We start from the raw sequence: 16,896 nt of genomic DNA, 5'->3' as shown, positions 1-16,896 counted from the left end.
AAGAAGGATGACACATGAGTACCAACATAGATACACTCGCAGTTAATACGATTCGCACCCTGTCAATTGACGCGGTGAACGCAGCTAATTCAGGACACCCTGGACTTCCGATGGGAGCGGCTCCGATGACCTATGCGCTGTGGGCGAATCACTTACAGCATAATCCAGCAAATTCAAGCTGGTTTAACCGAGATCGTTTTATCTTATCAGCCGGTCATGGCTCAAGCTTACTGTATAGCATGCTGCATTTAAGCGGATACAATGTATCAGTAGAGGATTTAAAAAGCTTCCGCAAGCTAAATAGTAAAACACCGGGTCATCCTGAATTTGGCCATACGGACGGCGTAGAAGCAACAACAGGTCCTTTAGGTCAAGGAATTGCAAATGCAGTCGGAATGGCAATGGCAGAAGCCCACTTAGCAGCAAAATTTAATAAACCAAATTTCTCTGTTATTGATCACTATACGTATACGTTAGTAGGCGATGGTGACTTAATGGAAGGCATTTCTTATGAAGCGATGTCAATGGCTGGCCATATGAAGCTTGGTAAACTTATTGCTTTATATGACTCCAACGATATTTCGTTAGACGGGGAATTAAATCTTTCATTTAGCGAAAATATCCAAAAAAGAGCGGAATCTGCGAACTGGCAGTATTTACGTGTAGAAGATGGAAATGACGTGGATGAAATCACAAGCGCCATAGAAAAAGCGAAACAGAATATGGAACAGCCAACGCTTATTGAAGTGAGAACCATTATTGGCTACGGAAGCCCGAAAGTAGCGGGAACAAATAAAGCACACGGCAATCCGCTTGGAGAAGAAGAAGCAAAAGCAACAAAACAAGCCTACGGCTGGAAAACGGAAGAAAACTTCTATGTTCCAGAAGAAGTAAAAGCTCATTTTGAAAAGCTAGAAGAAAAAGGGATGAAAGCAGAAGCAGAGTGGAACGAACTGTTTGCTTCTTACCAAAAAGAATACTCTATGCTGGCTGATGAATTAGAACGTGCCATCACGGGCGACGCGTTAATTGAAGTGAATGATATTTTAACATTCTCATCGGAAAAAGCGATTTCGACGCGTGTTGCAAGCGGAGAAGCGATTAATTATTTCACTAAATCTGTGCCATCTATTTTTGGAGGCAGCGCTGATTTATCGCATTCCACGATGACGGACATTAAAGAAGAAGGCCCTTACGCACCCGGATATTTCGGTAATCGAAATATTTATTTCGGCGTACGTGAACATGCAATGGGAGCGGCCGGTAATGGAATGGCCCTTCACGGCGGTGTGAAGCCGTTTGTGAGCACATTCTTTGTTTTTAATGATTACTTGCGTCCAGCGATTCGTTTAGCTGCACTGCAAAAGCTGCCGGTCACATATGTGTTTACTCATGATTCCATAGCAGTAGGAGAAGATGGACCAACTCATGAGCCGGTTGAACATTTAGCTTCTCTTCGTGCAATTCCAGGGCTTACCGTTATCCGTCCGTCTGATGCAAACGAAACAGCAAGCGCTTGGGCTTATGCGCTTCAGCAAGCGGAAGGTCCTATAGCCTTAGTACTTAGCCGTCAAAACTTGCCTGTATTTGAAGAAACAAAACAAAATATCAACGACCTAGCTAAAGGTGCTTGCGTATTAACCGAAACAAACGATAAGCCGGAGATGATTTTCATCGCCACAGGTTCTGAAGTATCACTAGCGGTCAGTGCAAAAGCTCAGCTAGAACGTGAAGGTACATCCGTACGAGTTGTAGCGATGCCTAGCTGGGAGCTGTTTAACAAGCAGTCAAAAGAGTATCAAGAACGCGTCTTGCCTGAATCTGTTTCAAAACGAATCTCTCTAGAAATGGGAATTTCACTTGGCTGGGAACGCTTTGTAGGGCCAAAAGGAAAAGTTTTAGCAGTTGACACATTTGGTGCTTCAGGAACCGGAGCTGATGTGATGAAGCTGTTTGGATTTACAGAAGAAAACGTAGTGGCACAGGCAAATGAATTACTAAAGGCTTAAATAAGAAGATAAAAAGATAAATAGAAGGAGCGGTTCACATGAAAGTAGGATTAGTTGGTTTAGGGAAAATGGGGATTAACTTAGGACAAAACTTACTGGATCAGCGTCATGACGTTGTAGCATTTGACGTAAATTCAAACGCAGTGGAACAAATGAAAGGGTACGGTGCTTCAGGAGTATCAAGCTTACAGGAGCTTGTTCAGTCACTCGAAACACCAAGAGTTGTATGGCTGATGGTTCCTCATACGGTTGTTGATTCTGTTATTAGTGAAGTGACGCCTCTTTTAGCTGAAGGAGATATCGTTATTGAAGCCGGAAACTCTCATTACAAAGAGTCTATTCGACGCTATAACGAGTTAAAAGAAAACAAAATCCACTTTATGGACGTTGGGACATCTGGCGGAATGGAAGGCGCTCGTAACGGAGCTTGCTATATGATTGGCGGAGATCGTGAAGCGTGGGAAATTGTTGAACCTATTTTCCGCGATACAGCAGTAGAAAACGGATATCTATATGCTGGAGAAGCAGGCAGCGGTCACTTTTTAAAAATGGTTCATAACGGAATTGAATACGGCATGATGGCTGCAATCGGAGAAGGATTTGAAGTTCTCGAAAAAAGCCAGTTCGACTATGATTACGAAAAAGTGGCGAGAGTGTGGAACAATGGATCTGTTATTCGTTCATGGCTCATGGAATTAACCGAAAATGCATTCTCTAAAGATGCTAAGCTAGATGACATCAAAGGAGTTATGAACTCTTCTGGTGAAGGGAAATGGACGGTAGAAACGGCTCTAGACCTTCAAACAGCTACGCCGGTTATTGCGATGTCTTTACTGATGCGCTATCGCTCGCTTGAAGATGATACCTTTACAGGAAAGGTAGTTTCCGCGCTTCGAAACGAGTTTGGCGGTCATGCTGTGGAAAAGAAATAACAAGTGAAATAGTGGGTATAGTAAAAAAAACTAATGGAGGAATGAAAAAATGAAATTTTTTATTGATACTGCAAACCTTGACGATATTAAAAAAGCATACAAATTGGGTGTTTTATCTGGCGTTACAACAAACCCTTCTCTTGTTGCAAAAGAAGGCGTAAAGTTTGAAGATCGTATTGAAGAAATTTTAAAAACCGTTCCAGAAGTAGAATCCGTTTCAGCAGAAGTGACGCCGGATGCCGAAACAGCAGAAGACATGATTGCACAAGCAGAAGAATTAATCAAAATTAACGGCGGAGATCAAAACATTACGATTAAGCTTCCAATGACACTCGCTGGATTGGAAGCGACTCGCTACCTTGCTGAAAAAGGTGTAAAAACAAACGTAACGCTTATTTTCACTGTAAACCAAGCGCTTTTAGCAGCTCGTGCAGGTGCAACGTATGTATCTCCATTCCTTGGTCGCCTTGATGATATTTCAGAAGACGGCGTACAGCTTGTGGCTAAAATTGCCGAGCTGTTCCGCATTCAAAATATCGATTCTCAAATCATTGCGGCTTCTGTAAGACATCCGGACCACGTTACACGCGTAGCCCTTGCCGGAGCTCATATTGCAACCATTCCGTATTCAGTAATTGAGCAGCTTGTTAAACATCCTTTAACCGAACAAGGAATTGAAAAGTTTGCGGCTGATTGGAAAAACGCTGTTCAAAACTAAGTAAAAGATAAAGAACGTGCGCATTCTAGAAAAAGAATGCACGCGTTCTCTCATAATATCCCTAAAGAGGTAAACATCATGAATACAGTAGACGCTAAAATTATTAAAACCCAATACGGTTCAGAAGTTTATGTAGACGATGCAGAGCATATTAACTTTAAAAGCCTTCATGCGCCGAAAGTTAACCAGCCGCTCTATCGCATTGAATTTGAAATTGGCTACTTTTTATTAAAAGAACACAGATATTACGAATACGAAAAAAACTATTTTTGGCTTGCAGTAAGCGAAGATTTTAGTAAGCTAATTATTCAAGAACCTGATATGGAAAGTTTATTTGGAGCTAAAAGCGAAGACGAAAGAACGGCAACAAAAGAGCTTTTAAGTCATTGGCTCATTCATACCGAGGCTTATAAAAAGCAATTAAACCAGCATATTAATGACTGTAAAAAAACTAATGAAACAAATGAGGGCATAACGGCTATTTTAGAAAAGTTGCTGCATATTTCAGCAGCAGACATTGAACAAACCCCAATCGAGAAATTAGCTGCTTCACGAGCAGTTTAACTTGAAAAATAGGTAACTATTCATAGCTCTAATAGGTAAAAGATGCTTCGTTTAAAACCCGAAGCATCTTTTTTTCATTCTTTATAAAGAGGGGGTTATCTTTATAATACTCTTTCAGGAGGCGCTTTCTCAATGATTAAAGACATCTATGTTACGTTTTTGGACTTAAGACAAGCAAATTCAACTATGTAACTTTACGAAAAGAGCCTTAGGAAAATAAAGGGTAGCAATAAAAATGACAATATTGTCGTTTTTATTGACGAATTAATCGGAGAAGGGTACATTATATTAAAACGACATAGTTGTCGTTTTAATATAAGGAGGCTGAAATGATGCTTATTACGATGTTAACAACAGGAACTCGAGGAGACACCCAGCCTTTTATGGCTTTAGGATTAGAGTTAAAAAAGAAAGGATACCGTGTACGAATTGCCGCTTCAGAAGCTTACCAAAACTTCATAGAATCGTACGGGTTTGAATATGCCATGCTTCGAGGAGATGTTTCTAAAATTATAGAGAGCGGAGCAGCAGACGACGCAATTAATGCAGACAATCCTCTCAAATTTTTTTCAAGCTTAAAAAATGAAAAGATGATGGGTATGATGATTAATATACAAGAAGATTTGCACAAAGCATGCAAAGGAGCCGATGCAATTGTATATCATCCAGGTGCGGCAATTGGTTACTTTGCTGCTAAAGAGATGAATATACCAAGTATCTTAGCCAGCCCTTTTCCAATGACACCAACAAAAGACTATCCAGCTTTAATTTTTTATGATCGACCACGATTTGGAAAAATATACAATAAGCTGACGCATCGCATTTTTGAATGGGGATTTTGGAAAGTAGTAAGTGGTCCTTTAAAAAAATATTGGGTTCAGCAGCATGGAGAAGGACCTGAAGATTTTTTATGTCCGTACCCAAAGCAGCGTACAGCAGCTAACCCAACTATTATTTCATCAAGTCCCGCCGTATTTTCCGTATCTAAAGATTGGCCTGAACACGTTCATTTCTACGGAAATTGGTTTATGGACAGTGATCATAGCTATCAGCCGGAAGAGAAGCTGGAAAGATTTTTAAAGAATGGAGAACCGCCGGTTTATATTGGATTTGGAAGTATTGGGGATAAAAAAAACGCAGACGAAACGACTGCTTTAGTGATTAAAGCCTTAAAACTTGCCAGGAAACGAGGTATCATCAATATAGGAGGAAGTGGAATGAATCACACGAGGGAGATAACAGAAGACATTTTATTTGTAAAAGATATCCCTCATGAGTGGCTGTTTCCTAAAATGTCTGCCGTTGTTCATCATGGAGGAGCGGGAACAACAGCCGAAGGCCTTCGAGCTGGTGTTCCAAGTGTTATTATTCCTTATGGAAATGACCAATTCGCTTGGGGAAGAAAAATTTATGAGCTGGGAGCTGGAGCAAAAGCTATTCCTAGAAAAGAATTGACGGCTGAAAAATTATCCGCAGCTATTTCCTATACGCAAGTTAATGAAATTCAATCCAAAGCACAAGAAATCGGAAAACAAATCCGAGCTGAAAAAGGAGCCGAAAAAGCAGCTCAGGTGATTATTAATACACTCGAGACATTCGGGAATAAATAAAAAGTAAGCGAGCGTGAAAAAAATGCCAAAAGTAAGGGAAGGATACGCTGAAAAAAAGAAGCAAGAGATTTTAGAAGCAGCCAAAAGAGTATGCAAGAGCAAACCGGTGCATGATGTAGCCATGCGAGATATCGTTTTGGAAGCTGGAATGAGTCAAGGAGGCGTGTACAAATATTTTTCAAACCTTGATGAAGTATTTGTCGGACTTCTTAATCAAGAAAGCGTCAGCTATAAAGTAAAAGATAAAATTGAAGCCCTGCTTCAGACAAAAAAAGACTCCTTTGAAATGCTGCATGATTTCATTATGTATATTGGAGAGCATATCCAGGAATCAATGACAGCGGGAGGAGAAATTTACTTTGAACTAGTAGCGTTGTATTCAAAAGACCCTCAGCGTTTTATGAAAATTGAAGATCAGCTAGTTGAAGTATCAAACCTTAAATATATTCAAAAAAAGCTTCACGACTTTATTACGGAACAAATAGAAGTAAAGAATTTCTCTCCGGCTGTACCAGCAGATGACCTGCTAGCTTTTATGGCTACAACCGTCAACGGAATTACACAAAATCCAGCGCCGGTTTACAACGTCGATGAACAGAAACAAGTTGCAGAAGAGGCAAACGTAGAACGTCATATCAATACGCTGTCAGTAGCTGTCCGAAAGCTGTTAGGTGAATAAGTACAGCTGCAATTTTGAAATGTTCCTTATCGTATGGCTAGCGGCGTTAAGCATAGTTAGAAAAAAGGCTTTCACTTCTCCGTCTCTTTTGAATAGTTTTGCAATAATTAAGCATAATACGACTGCAAACTATATTTAAGGAGATGGAAAAAATGAAAAAAGGACTTATCATTGCTTCTTCGGTGCTTTTCCTTTCAGGCCTAGCTGCGTGCGGAGGAAATAAGGACAATAACGCAATGGACAATACTCAAAATGATTTACGCAACACTTCTACAAACGACGGAGTTGATAACAATATCCCAATGGATAATACTGATCAGCCGACCAAGTCAGTTGAAGCAGCGCAAAATGTAGAAGATATGAAGGAAGTTGATGATGCATATGTGCTTCGTGATAATAACAACGCCTATGTAACAGTAGACCTAGCTGGAAATGACGCAGCGGACAACAATGATAACGGCAAGGTGAACACGGTAACGTATAACGGCGATACTTACCATGAAGTTTCAACTGATTTTGAGCAAAAAATTGCGGACCGTGTGAGAGAAGCAGATAGTAAAATTGACAAAGTATACGTGGCGTTTGTCAACACGGGTTTAGACAATATGAATAACAACAATAACGTACCTGGTGTAGATAAAAATGACAACATCTATAAAGATGATGAAAAAGACAACAACCGTGATCCGGAAGATATTGTAGAAGATCCAAAAGATATGATGGATCGTAACAACAAAGATCAATAACATAAAAAGGCCTCTGAATCACCAGAGGCCTTTGGTTCATTAACTAAGTTCAAGTAAAGAAATAAAAATCGGAAGAACACAGCAAGAAACGGCTGAAATAAAATCAAGCTCGTTCTGTTTTTTTGCAGAAAGCGTGAACTCCATCAAAATAATTGTCAGGATACTCATGAAAAGCGTTGCATAAAAAAGAAAATCGCGCTGACTTTCCACTAAAAACAACACCGCATTTAAAATCAAAATAACGGCATAAAGAAACTTAAGCAGCACGTGAAGCTGCATGCTGAATTTATTCTCTTGTTTGTAGCGCAAGATATAGACAAAAAAGAAAATAAATAAAGTTAATTGCCATGAGGCAGGAAGTAACTGCTGCCATAGATTGTCCAAGAAACTCATTCCTCCTATAAAACGATGATGCATATATGTATAACATACATTTTTATTTTAAAAGTGAAGAGTATCTTTAGGCAAGAACAATTCTTCCTTTTTTATTCTTTTTCTTATACAGGCTCTCAACATAAAAAAAGAATGGTCGCAATGACCATTCTTTTTACTTCACTTCAATTAAAACCTTCGTACCGTCTGGAAACTCATCTACTTGATGTGAAATCCAAGACCCGGCGCCTCGGTTGTCTGAAGGCTTTACATATTCAATATCTGCGCCGCTTCCGCCTTCTTCACAAAAGGCCATCGGAAACTCATCTCGGTCATAGCCGCTTTTAGTCGGAATGCCTTTTAAAGACTCACGGCGGTTTTCTTCAGCACCGTCTCGATCGATTGTACAAACAGCCGATTTTCCTTTATCGATTGCATGTTGAATGTGCGCTGCAGTTTCAGGGTAACGATCAGCAGGGAAGGTAATGACTTCATCGTAGGAGGGATTCGTTGAAGAGTTCTGCTCTAACGGATTTCCTTCAATCATAACAATAACGGCTATTACTAAAATTAAAATACCAGAAACAATTTTTTTCAACCTGTAAAACTCCTTTATAAAACGTTTATCACTCTTATTGTAAAGTAATAAGAAAAAAATGTAAAAACATATAATGGAACTAGCTAGAATTCATAAGACAAACATAAGCTCACGTTCAGCTGCTGAACGTGAGCTTATGTCTAATGATGAGAGTGGTGATGATGCGTTTCGTTTTCAGCTGGCTGTAGTGAACGTAACTCTTCTTTTGATAATTTGCCTACTGCGACTTGCTGAGTAGGAAGGATGTGCTCACCGCGAGCATTAATATCGGTTTTAATATAGTAAATACCATCCTCTTTAAAGGCTGCTTTTGCTTTATACATACTGCCGTCATAATGTGCCTTTATTGTTTCAACTTTACCGGGAGCATCTTTTTTCCACACGTTAAACTGAACGATTTTGGCGTCATCCACCGTTTTATTTTCTTGCATTACGTGCACTTTTAGTACCTGTGTGCTCTGTGGCTCTATATTTTCAGGAAGCATCACATGCGCCGACAGAGGCTTTTGCTGCTTGTAGAGCTGGTCTGCGTCACTGTTTACAGAGCACGCGGAAAGCACAAGCGTACTGAGTATGACTAGTCCGGACATTTTCCATTTATTCATTGTCACTGCACCTCACATCGTTTCATCAATCATGCGTTTAAAAATCGCTTCAATGCTGGAATTCGTTTGATAACAAAAAAATCTAAAAGCCACACGATAATCAAAGACAGTCCGACTAAAGGAAAGAGGATACCAAACACGACGATTATACACGTCACGATTCGCATTGCATTTCCTTCAGGAACTTTAGGAGCCCCCATGTTTTTAGCTGGTTTTCGTTTCCACCACAGTAAGGCTCCGCTGATAGCGATACCAGCAATTCCGATACAAATAATAAGGCCCATAAGCTGATTGATAAATCCAAACTGTGTGCCTTTATGAAGCGTAATACCAAGCGCAATCAATTTGCCCATAAATCCATAGTTGTCGTACCGATAATCGGCTAACACAGCTCCGGTATATTGATCAAGGTGAATGGTTGCTTCATCTTGAGCTCTTGGTGAAAAAACGGAGAGCGTATACACACCTTGAGCGTCTTGCGGAATAGAAATGGTGTAGCCGTCGTGCATATGCTGTTCTTTTGCAATCCCTACAATGTCATCAAGCGATACTTTTGTATATTGCGAAGCTGTGGAGCTTGGCACTTCTAACGTTTCAGCTCCCCAAGGCACGTCCGCAACATCTTTTGTTTGCACGGTTGAAGTAGGAGCACTTCCTACCCAAATAGACGGAGGGTACCCAACACCTGCGTTTGTGGCGACTTGCTGAAACGCATTGCCCCACAGTCCTGACCACGGAAGTCCTGTTAGTACGAGAAAAAGCATCCCCGCTGAAATCCAAAAGGCCGGTACTGCATGAAGGTCACGTATCAGTACGTTTTTACCTTTTGAAAAACGAGGAATCAGCACGCCTTTTATTTTGTCTTTTTTGCGCGGCCACCATAAAAAAGCGCCGGTTACAATTAAGACAATTGCCCAGCAGGCCGCAAGTTCTACGATACGATCACCTGCTGTTCCCGCCATCAGCTCTCCGTGAAATTCTTCAATTTGATTCATCAAGCGACTGGAATCATCTACTTTTCCTATGATGCGACCATTGTGAGGGTTAACAAACATCGTATATGTATGGTCTTTTAATGAAATTCCTACTTCTGACGAACGAGTAGAGCGATTACTGGGCTTATACGTCAACACATCAGCGTCTGGATACTTTTCCTTTACAGCCTTTACTTGTGCTGAAGGGGATAGGGACTGTGACTGAGCTTGTACATGATAGAAGTCGTGATACAGTTTTTCTTCAATTTGAGGCTTGAATAAATACATCCCCCCAGTAACAGCTAATATAAGAAGAAACGGAGTAAATATTAAACCTGCATAAAAATGCCAGCGCCATATGGCTTTGTATAGACCTTGAGAACGCGCCGTGCTTTTTTTCGTTGTACTCGCTGATTCTTCGCGCTTTTCCTGCATCGTTTTTTCCTCCTTTTTACTAACTAACGTGCTTTTATTATAGAAGGAAAGGGAGAATTAGCCATCACCCCTGAGAGTGATTGTTGGGGTTTATAAGAGGAAGGGGGTAATAAAAAAACAGCTCGTGAAAGCTGTTAGTTCATTAAGCCATTTTGAAACGCATAGCTTGTCAGCTGCACGCGGTTTTCTAAATGAAGCTTGCTTAAAATATTTTTCAAATGGCTTTTTACCGTGTGTTCAGAAATAAATAACTGCGCGGAGATATCGCGGTTTGACAGCCCTTTAGCCACTAATTGAAGCACTTCAAGCTCCCGTGCAGAAAGGGGAGTGTCTGGCTTTGTAATCGATGTTTCCTGCGGAAACTCTTTTAAAATTTGAAACGCAATTTCTTTTGACATAGGAACTTCATCTAAAGCGAACGCACGCAAATAGTCGTACCACACTTCAGACTGCAGGTTTTTTAACAAATAGCCCTGGGCGCCTTTTTTCAACGCATCAAACAAATCCGTAATATCGTCTGAAACCGTGATGACCACAATTTTAACATACGGAAACTGAAGCTTAATTTGTTTTGTCGCTTCTAATCCATTCATCACGGGCATTTTAATATCCATTAGCACAATGTCAGGCATCAATTTTTCGGTTAGTTCGATTGCTTCTTGCCCGTTGGTTCCTTCGCCAACAATCATAAAATCTTCGTATTCTTCTAAAATATCGCGAATGCCTTCTCTTGCGTGAGCGTGATCATCTACAATCAAAATACGAAACGGCTGCATTTACGTAACCTCCTTTTTAATACTAACAATGGTCTGGTTCTGTTTTCGTTGAATGGAAAAGTCCCAGTTCATATCTTTAGCACGATCTTTCATAATTTGCAGGCCAAGACCGGCCTTAAGAGATTCAGAGGTGAAACCTATACCGAAATCTGTAATTTCACAAATCCATCCGCCGGCCGTTTCACCGGCTGTAATCCAGATTTTATTTGTTTTTGCATGTTTAATGACGTTCATAGCAGCTTCTTTCACACAGGCAAACAGCTCATTTTTTTCTTTTCTCGAAAGCGTTGTTTCTGACAGTCTCCAATCTAAATTGACATCTAGTAAATGAGTATGTTTTAAATCATCGACGTATTGATGAATGCTTTCAGTCCAGCTTTCTGAAGAGTCTGAAGGAGAGTGCTTTAAATTTGTAATCGCTTGGCGCGTATCGTCATGAACATGCTGCAGAGTTTGCTTCATTCGGATAAAATCAGGATCCTGCTCTAAGTTGTTTTTTCTTCCGAACTTGTTCATTTTAACAGATAGGAGAAACAGCGACTGCGCAATGCCGTCATGCAGTTCACGAGCTAATTTTTCACGCTCAATAAGCGCAGCTTTCTTTTCTTTTTCTTGCCTTAGTTCCTCTTGCATTTTTTCTAAAATAGAAAATAAATAGCGGACAAAGACAAGCGTTACAAAAAAGACAAGCAGCGGAGAAAGAACATTTCCCATGTCCATTGAGATGTAAGGGAGCAAAAAGGCATGGCGAACATACTCCCAAAGTGCGATGGTCAGAGTTGGAAGAAGCAAAATCAGCCATTTAATTTGTCTATATTTCACGGTATCCCTTCTTTCATCCATAAAATGTGTCTATATTTTATCATTTGAGCGGAAAATTACTAGAGGAAAGAAGAGAAATCACTCTTAGGGGTGAGTGGATAAAGTTAATAAAGAAAATCTTATCTGCAATATCATACAAGAAAAATTCTCGAGTCAATGGTATGGTTAAAAAGCTTAGTATGTGACAAGGAGTGATTTATTAATGGCAAAAGAAATTCGGACAGCGCACGTTGACGCTGATTTACATATTGAAGCTTACCGTTTTAAAGGAATTATGCAAAAGTTTCCTGCTCATTTTCACGAGTATTATGTGATTGGATTTATTGAAGAAGGTCAGCGTCATTTAATCTGCCAAGGCAAAGAATACATCATTAATCCAGGCGATTTGCTGCTGTTTAATCCGTATGATGTCCATAGCTGTGAACAAATAGACGGCAAAACGCTTGATTATCGCTGTATTAACGTAACGCCAGACGCGATGAAAAAAGCTGTTTTTGACATTAACGGAAGTGAAAGTCTTCCGCGTTTTAACAGCAATGTGGTACAAAGAAGTGAGGCTGTCTCTAGTTTAAAAGAGCTTCATTTACAAATTTTAAATGGTGAACATGAGTTTAAGAAAGAAGAGTTATTTTTATATTTGCTAGAAGAGCTCATGCACGATCATTCAAACCTTTCCTTTTTTTCGTCAGCTGCTGACACGTCTGATGAAATCAAAACAATCTGCAGCTATTTGGAAGACAGCTATACAAACAAGATCACGCTGGATGAATTAAGTAAGCTAATTGGATGGAGCAAATACCGGCTGCTGCGCTCTTTTACAAAGCAAAAAGGAATCTCTCCATACAGCTACTTAGAAACAGTTCGAATCAATCAGGCTAAAAAGCTTCTAGAACAGGGACAAAAACCGATTGACGTCTCCTTTTTAACTGGATTCAGTGATCAAAGTCATTTGACTCGATTTTTTAAAAGTCAGGTGGGGCTAACGCCAAAACAATACATGAAAATCTTTGAAAGTGAAAAGAAAACAGAATGCTAGTAATAGCTTAAAAAGGAGAGAAGAGCTGTGGATCATTTAGCTGCTTATATGCTGATGGCGCTGGTTATGTCAATGATACCTGGTGCTGATACGATTCTTATCATGAAAAATACGCTTCATCACGGAGCAAAAGCAGGACGTTTTACCATACTCGGCATGGCTACAGGCCTCACGTTTTGGACGTTAATTGCTGTGCTTGGCTTGTCTGTTGCTATCGCGCAGTCGGTGTATCTGTTCAACACCATTAAATATATAGGTGCCGCGTATTTATTTTACTTAGGTATCAGGGTATTTCTGACAAAAAATACGCTCTCATTGGAGCACATTTCAGAAGAAGAAAAAGCTGTTAAGCCTTCATCTAATCACGCCTATAAAGAATCATACATACAGGGAGCTCTTAGTAATTTTCTTAACCCTAAAACGGTATTGGTTTATATTACATTCATGCCACAGTTTATCAACTTGAATGCTCACACGAATCAGCAGCTGCTTATGCTTGGTTTTATTCTTACACTCATAGCGGTAGGTTGGTTTTTAATCTTAGTGTATGTAGTAGATTACGTGAAAAAATGGCTTAAAAAACCGATGTTTCAAAAAGTTTTTCAGAGATGCAGCGGAGTGCTGCTGATTGGTTTTGGAATAAGAACAATCGTGTAATAGTAGCTAGTAAGCAAAAAAGAGGCTGGGATAAAAATATGTTAGTTGAAGGAAGATCCGAATGAGTTTGATTCTTGATGGAGAATCAAACTCATTCGGATTTTTTATTAGTATGGTGAACATAGCCTTCGTATATTTATTCAGTTATTTCTAGCTGTTGATTGGAGGGCAAGGCGAAGACTCCTACGGGAAAAGCGGAACAGGTGAGACCCCGCAGAAGCGCAAGCGACGAGGAGGCTCACCGGCCGCCCGCGGAAAGCGAAGCCATGCACGGAAATCAACAGCAGTGTAACAAGCCACCGATACTAGTTCATGTATTCAATTTTATCGTCTTTAAATTGTATTGATTTAGTTATATCTCAATCTCTTTTCTTAACGTTTAAAAACACGTAAACGAAACAATTTGTCGTGTATCGACACCGAAAATGGTCCAAAAACGTCCGTTCCATCTAAATCCTGCAACCGATCGCGGTCCTACAAAAATAGGGAAATACCAGAAGCTAGAGCCGTTTCTAAGCCATATGAACGTATTGCGGAATAGACAAAGAGAAATGGCTCCTGGGTCAACAGCAAATGGAGTTGCCGTTTGCTGAGCTGGAATAAATGCCGGCGGAGGGGAAGTTGGAGCTTGCTGTGGGTCAGGTGTAGGTAAACCGCCTGGTGGTCTAGGTGGACCGGGCGGGAGTTGAGGTCCAGGAAATCGTGCTGGGTAAAAATAAAAATCCATGTAATTAATGTCCATTTTTTAAGCACCTCTATTTTCTTAATCACTATTTTATAAAGTATGAGAAAGCTGCCTAAAGGGATTGGGCAACTATAGCGTTTTTTACATAGGTCTTTTTTATGAAGAAAAGTTTGGTTCTTAAGTCGGGAAGGAATTCCTTCATGAACTCGATAAAAACTGAATAGGATAAAACAGAGTGTGTTTTTAGAGGAGGACTTTTCATGGATAACAATCCAAAAAAGATGTTTACACCGGTTAAGACCTATCAACCTTTCCACAGTATCTATGATCCGTGCCGGCCGATAGGAGTTAAATATTATTCTACGCCGCCTCAATTATACATGGGATTTCAGCCCGCGAATCTGCAGCAGTTTTCACCGAAAGAAGCGCTAAAAAAAGGAACGCTGTGGCCGGCTTTTTGGGACTACTATGAAAATCCATACAAAGATAAGAAGAGGGATGAAGAATGAAAAAACTACCTCCGGAGTACTATCAGGATTTAGAAGAAATACAGGCGATTGATTTTGCACTTGTAGAATTAACGCTGTATTTAGATACCCATCCAAATGACCAGCAGGCTATGCAGCAGTTTAACGAATACGCGCAGCAGGCTATGCAGTTAAAAAGAAACTTTGAAACAAAGTACGGGCCGCTCCAGCAGTATGGAAACAGCTATACCGACGGGAAGTGGAGCTGGGGAACAAGCCCTTGGCCATGGCAAATATAAGCAGATAAAGGCGGGAACTATATGTGGGTGTATGAAAAGAAATTGCAGTATCCAGTTAAAGTAAGTACGTGTAATCCAACGCTTGCCAAATATTTAATGGAACAGTACGGGGGAGCGGACGGAGAGCTTGCAGCTGCACTTCGTTATTTGAATCAGCGCTATACCATTCCCGATAAAGTTGTTGGACTGCTAAACGATATCGGGACAGAAGAGTTTGCTCATCTTGAAATGATTGCGACGATGATTTATAAGCTAACAAAAGATGCAACGCCGGAGCAGCTGAAGGCAGCTGGATTGACAGAACACTATGTAAACCATGATAGTGCACTTTATTACAATAATGCTGCTGGCGTTCCGTTTACAGCTACGTATATACAGGCAAAAGGAGATCCGATTGCAGATCTTTATGAAGACATAGCGGCAGAAGAAAAAGCAAGAGCTACATATCAATGGTTAATTGATATATCAGATGATCCAGATTTAAACGACAGCTTACGATTTTTACGAGAAAGAGAGATTGTTCATTCACAGCGTTTCCGTGAGGCCGTGGAGATTTTAAAAGATGACAGAGACAGGAAGAAAATCTTTTAACTAGCAAAAAACATCCCTCTTTGCGAATGCAAATGAAAGAAGGGATGTTTTTTATTATGGCAGCGTTGATTATGCGCTAGAACTGCAGTGACAAGAAACAACCTTTAATGTTCCTTCAACATCTTTCCAAATTCGCGTATAGCAGTATTCGCCTCCAATAGATTCACCAGCTGCAAGCGACCCATTTAACGCTACTTTTGTAACCGTAACGGCAAGTTCTTGAAACAGTTTAATTTCTTGTTCCAACACTTCGATGCCCGCTATATCAAGACTTTTTGAACGATGAGCATTTATATCTTGCTCTTTTGACAACCATTGCCCAAAGTGATTCACAAAAATAAGCTCATCTGAAAGTAATTCTTCTAATAACTCTACGTTATTAGAAAGCATGGCTGAGCGAAGCATTTCTTCGTATTCTATCACTCTTGCTTGGTTCATTTTTAATCCTCCTTTACGCCTTGTGTAACTCTTTTCTATTTCCACCTTACTTTTCCTTTAAACTTCTTCCTTTAATAGTTTGTGTTAAATTATGTTAATCAAGGGGATAAGTGGACTAATTTTCTGTAAGCATAAAATATTCTGAAAGACTCCATTATTTACCTTTAAATGGTATAAAATTAGAGTGAAAGAACCTTTTCTTTCCACTTGTTTAGTTATCTTTTTACTATTAAGAAGCAGTTTTTTATACTTGTAATTGTAGCGGAATGAACGTTCATTCCGTTTTTGGAAAGAGGTGATAAAGTGGAATCTACTCCAACAAAACAAAAAGCGATTTTTTCTGCTTCGCTTCTGCTGTTTGCAGAAAGAGGATTTGATGCAACCACGATGCCAATGATTGCAGAAAATGCCAAAGTAGGAGCAGGAACAATTTATCGCTACTTTAAAAATAAAGAAAGCCTTGTAAACGAACTGTTTCAGCAGCATGTAAACGAGTTTTTACAGTGTATTGAAAGCGGCCTGGCTAACGAAAGAGAAGGATATCGAGATGGATTTCATCATATCTTTGAAGGTATGGTGACATTCACTAAAAATCATCCTCGTGCGCTTGGCTTTATTAAAACTCATAGTCAAGGAGCTTTTTTAACAGAAGAGAGTCGCTTAGCCTATCAAAAGCTGGTGGAATTTGTTTGCACGTTCTTCAGAGAAGGACAAAAGCAAGGCATTATTAGAAACCTTCCTGAAAATGCGCTCATTGCTATTTTATTTGGAAGCTTTATGGAAGTATATGAAATGATTGAAAATGACTATTTATCTTTAACTGATGAACTTCTTGCCGGCGTAGAAGAGAGTCTGTGGGCAGCACTTAGCAGACAATCATGAA

The 16,896-nt window shown here is 39.9% G+C and carries 22 protein-coding genes; 14 read left to right on the top strand and 8 right to left on the bottom strand.

Annotated features, from left to right (window positions below; translation table 11 throughout):
• Positions 1–14 precede the first annotated feature (14 nt).
• The 7 genes from tkt to MKX72_RS16460 all read left to right on the top strand — a co-directional run bounded on the left by tkt (position 15) and on the right by MKX72_RS16460 (position 7,258).
• Positions 15–2,009 (top strand): transketolase, encoded by a 1,995-nt coding sequence (tkt, locus tag MKX72_RS16490; RefSeq protein ID WP_340760471.1) that lies wholly within the window; start codon positions 15–17, stop codon positions 2,007–2,009.
• 38 nt (positions 2,010–2,047) lie between these two features.
• Positions 2,048–2,941: a phosphogluconate dehydrogenase (NAD(+)-dependent, decarboxylating) gene (gnd, locus tag MKX72_RS16485; protein ID WP_047750468.1), complete on the top strand. Its 894-nt coding sequence runs from the start codon at positions 2,048–2,050 to the stop codon at positions 2,939–2,941.
• A gap of 49 nt (positions 2,942–2,990) precedes the next feature.
• Positions 2,991–3,659: a fructose-6-phosphate aldolase gene (gene fsa, locus MKX72_RS16480; RefSeq protein ID WP_028414502.1), complete on the top strand. Its 669-nt coding sequence runs from the start codon at positions 2,991–2,993 to the stop codon at positions 3,657–3,659.
• A 78-nt stretch (positions 3,660–3,737) separates the two neighbouring features.
• A complete protein-coding gene (locus MKX72_RS16475) occupies positions 3,738–4,223 on the top strand; it encodes a hypothetical protein (protein ID WP_155007928.1) in 486 nt (161 codons plus the stop codon).
• 329 nt (positions 4,224–4,552) lie between these two features.
• A complete protein-coding gene (locus MKX72_RS16470; protein WP_235918737.1) occupies positions 4,553–5,833 on the top strand; it encodes a glycosyltransferase in 1,281 nt (426 codons plus the stop codon).
• 22 nt (positions 5,834–5,855) lie between these two features.
• Entirely contained in the window at positions 5,856–6,512 is a 657-nt protein-coding gene (locus MKX72_RS16465; protein ID WP_047751820.1) for a TetR/AcrR family transcriptional regulator, read from the top strand.
• A 152-nt stretch (positions 6,513–6,664) separates the two neighbouring features.
• Complete coding sequence (locus MKX72_RS16460) at positions 6,665–7,258, top strand: hypothetical protein (protein WP_028414498.1); 594 nt, start codon at positions 6,665–6,667, stop codon at positions 7,256–7,258.
• Between the two features lie 39 nt (positions 7,259–7,297).
• Here the strand turns inward: MKX72_RS16460 and MKX72_RS16455 are convergent, their stop codons facing one another.
• The 6 genes from MKX72_RS16455 to MKX72_RS16430 form a co-directional block, all read right to left on the bottom strand.
• On the bottom strand, positions 7,298–7,651 hold the full coding sequence (locus MKX72_RS16455; RefSeq protein WP_223272376.1) for a DUF1516 family protein: 354 nt from the start codon (positions 7,649–7,651) through the stop codon (positions 7,298–7,300).
• Between the two features lie 154 nt (positions 7,652–7,805).
• Positions 7,806–8,177, bottom strand: coding sequence for a NucA/NucB deoxyribonuclease domain-containing protein (locus MKX72_RS16450; protein ID WP_372454473.1), 372 nt, complete (start codon positions 8,175–8,177; stop codon positions 7,806–7,808).
• 191 nt (positions 8,178–8,368) lie between these two features.
• Positions 8,369–8,833 carry a FixH family protein gene (locus MKX72_RS16445; RefSeq protein WP_049165553.1) on the bottom strand — a complete coding sequence of 155 codons (465 nt, stop codon included), beginning with the start codon at positions 8,831–8,833 and terminating at the stop codon, positions 8,369–8,371.
• A gap of 29 nt (positions 8,834–8,862) precedes the next feature.
• Complete coding sequence (locus MKX72_RS16440; protein WP_155007932.1) at positions 8,863–10,242, bottom strand: PepSY-associated TM helix domain-containing protein; 1,380 nt, start codon at positions 10,240–10,242, stop codon at positions 8,863–8,865.
• Positions 10,243–10,376: 134 nt separating this feature from the next.
• Entirely contained in the window at positions 10,377–11,018 is a 642-nt protein-coding gene (locus MKX72_RS16435; RefSeq protein WP_033580507.1) for a response regulator, read from the bottom strand.
• The gene (locus tag MKX72_RS16430) at positions 11,019–11,840 is read right to left on the bottom strand and encodes a sensor histidine kinase (RefSeq protein ID WP_049165546.1); all 822 of its coding nucleotides are present in this window, start codon (positions 11,838–11,840) and stop codon (positions 11,019–11,021) included. It abuts the gene before it with no gap.
• A 202-nt stretch (positions 11,841–12,042) separates the two neighbouring features.
• Between MKX72_RS16430 and MKX72_RS16425 the strand changes: the two genes are divergently transcribed.
• The 3 genes from MKX72_RS16425 (at position 12,043) to MKX72_RS16415 (ending at position 13,825) form a co-directional block, all read left to right on the top strand.
• Positions 12,043–12,876 (top strand): AraC family ligand binding domain-containing protein, encoded by an 834-nt coding sequence (locus MKX72_RS16425; RefSeq protein ID WP_049165544.1) that lies wholly within the window; start codon positions 12,043–12,045, stop codon positions 12,874–12,876.
• 27 nt (positions 12,877–12,903) lie between these two features.
• A complete protein-coding gene (locus MKX72_RS16420) occupies positions 12,904–13,533 on the top strand; it encodes a LysE family translocator (RefSeq protein ID WP_049165541.1) in 630 nt (209 codons plus the stop codon).
• Between the two features lie 157 nt (positions 13,534–13,690).
• Positions 13,691–13,825, top strand: coding sequence for a hypothetical protein (locus MKX72_RS16415; protein WP_258524403.1), 135 nt, complete (start codon positions 13,691–13,693; stop codon positions 13,823–13,825).
• Between the two features lie 87 nt (positions 13,826–13,912).
• On the opposite strand, the gene MKX72_RS16410 is transcribed toward MKX72_RS16415, so the two are convergent.
• Positions 13,913–14,275, bottom strand: a complete 363-nt coding sequence (locus tag MKX72_RS16410) for a hypothetical protein (protein ID WP_033580509.1) — start codon at positions 14,273–14,275, stop codon at positions 13,913–13,915.
• Between the two features lie 203 nt (positions 14,276–14,478).
• On the opposite strand from MKX72_RS16410, the gene MKX72_RS16405 reads away from it, so the two are divergent.
• The 3 genes from MKX72_RS16405 to cotJC are packed head-to-tail and all read left to right on the top strand — an operon-like array spanning position 14,479 to position 15,575.
• The gene (locus MKX72_RS16405) at positions 14,479–14,727 is read left to right on the top strand and encodes a spore coat associated protein CotJA (RefSeq protein ID WP_033580510.1); all 249 of its coding nucleotides are present in this window, start codon (positions 14,479–14,481) and stop codon (positions 14,725–14,727) included.
• Positions 14,724–14,984: a spore coat protein CotJB gene (locus MKX72_RS16400; RefSeq protein WP_025751042.1), complete on the top strand. Its 261-nt coding sequence runs from the start codon at positions 14,724–14,726 to the stop codon at positions 14,982–14,984. The genes MKX72_RS16405 and MKX72_RS16400 overlap by 4 nt, the downstream gene beginning before the upstream one ends.
• Positions 14,985–15,005: 21 nt before the next feature.
• Complete coding sequence (cotJC, locus tag MKX72_RS16395) at positions 15,006–15,575, top strand: spore coat protein CotJC (protein ID WP_025751043.1); 570 nt, start codon at positions 15,006–15,008, stop codon at positions 15,573–15,575.
• 69 nt (positions 15,576–15,644) lie between these two features.
• Here the strand turns inward: cotJC and MKX72_RS16390 are convergent, their stop codons facing one another.
• The gene (locus MKX72_RS16390; protein ID WP_098627543.1) at positions 15,645–16,013 is read right to left on the bottom strand and encodes a nuclear transport factor 2 family protein; all 369 of its coding nucleotides are present in this window, start codon (positions 16,011–16,013) and stop codon (positions 15,645–15,647) included.
• Positions 16,014–16,316: 303 nt separating this feature from the next.
• Between MKX72_RS16390 and MKX72_RS16385 the strand changes: the two genes are divergently transcribed.
• Positions 16,317–16,895 (top strand): TetR/AcrR family transcriptional regulator, encoded by a 579-nt coding sequence (locus MKX72_RS16385; protein WP_028414486.1) that lies wholly within the window; start codon positions 16,317–16,319, stop codon positions 16,893–16,895.
• The last annotated feature ends 1 nt before the right edge of the window (position 16,896 follow it).

Origin of the sequence: Priestia sp. FSL R5-0597, assembly GCF_038006305.1 — a bacterium.
GTDB classification, from domain to species: domain Bacteria; phylum Bacillota; class Bacilli; order Bacillales; family Bacillaceae_H; genus Priestia; species Priestia zanthoxyli.
This window is presented reverse-complemented; position numbering and strand designations above follow the sequence as displayed.

Bases quoted from the DNA above. Each gene is read 5' to 3' on its own strand.
- MKX72_RS16440 (WP_155007932.1), bottom strand. From the start codon at position 10,242: ATGCAGGAAAAGCGCGAAGAATCAGCGAGTACAACGAAAAAAAGCACG.
- tkt (WP_340760471.1), top strand. From the start codon at position 15: ATGAGTACCAACATAGATACACTCGCAGTTAATACGATTCGCACCCTG.
- MKX72_RS16475 (WP_155007928.1), top strand. From the start codon at position 3,738: ATGAATACAGTAGACGCTAAAATTATTAAAACCCAATACGGTTCAGAA.
- MKX72_RS16445 (WP_049165553.1), bottom strand. From the start codon at position 8,833: ATGAATAAATGGAAAATGTCCGGACTAGTCATACTCAGTACGCTTGTG.
- MKX72_RS16400 (WP_025751042.1), top strand. From the start codon at position 14,724: ATGAAAAAACTACCTCCGGAGTACTATCAGGATTTAGAAGAAATACAG.
- MKX72_RS16460 (WP_028414498.1), top strand. From the start codon at position 6,665: ATGAAAAAAGGACTTATCATTGCTTCTTCGGTGCTTTTCCTTTCAGGC.
- MKX72_RS16470 (WP_235918737.1), top strand. From the start codon at position 4,553: ATGATGCTTATTACGATGTTAACAACAGGAACTCGAGGAGACACCCAG.
- MKX72_RS16435 (WP_033580507.1), bottom strand. From the start codon at position 11,018: ATGCAGCCGTTTCGTATTTTGATTGTAGATGATCACGCTCACGCAAGA.
- fsa (WP_028414502.1), top strand. From the start codon at position 2,991: ATGAAATTTTTTATTGATACTGCAAACCTTGACGATATTAAAAAAGCA.
- MKX72_RS16455 (WP_223272376.1), bottom strand. From the start codon at position 7,651: ATGAGTTTCTTGGACAATCTATGGCAGCAGTTACTTCCTGCCTCATGG.
- MKX72_RS16450 (WP_372454473.1), bottom strand. From the start codon at position 8,177: ATGATTGAAGGAAATCCGTTAGAGCAGAACTCTTCAACGAATCCCTCC.
- MKX72_RS16405 (WP_033580510.1), top strand. From the start codon at position 14,479: ATGGATAACAATCCAAAAAAGATGTTTACACCGGTTAAGACCTATCAA.
- MKX72_RS16390 (WP_098627543.1), bottom strand. From the start codon at position 16,013: ATGAACCAAGCAAGAGTGATAGAATACGAAGAAATGCTTCGCTCAGCC.
- MKX72_RS16410 (WP_033580509.1), bottom strand. From the start codon at position 14,275: ATGGACATTAATTACATGGATTTTTATTTTTACCCAGCACGATTTCCT.
- MKX72_RS16425 (WP_049165544.1), top strand. From the start codon at position 12,043: ATGGCAAAAGAAATTCGGACAGCGCACGTTGACGCTGATTTACATATT.
- MKX72_RS16465 (WP_047751820.1), top strand. From the start codon at position 5,856: ATGCCAAAAGTAAGGGAAGGATACGCTGAAAAAAAGAAGCAAGAGATT.
- gnd (WP_047750468.1), top strand. From the start codon at position 2,048: ATGAAAGTAGGATTAGTTGGTTTAGGGAAAATGGGGATTAACTTAGGA.
- cotJC (WP_025751043.1), top strand. From the start codon at position 15,006: ATGTGGGTGTATGAAAAGAAATTGCAGTATCCAGTTAAAGTAAGTACG.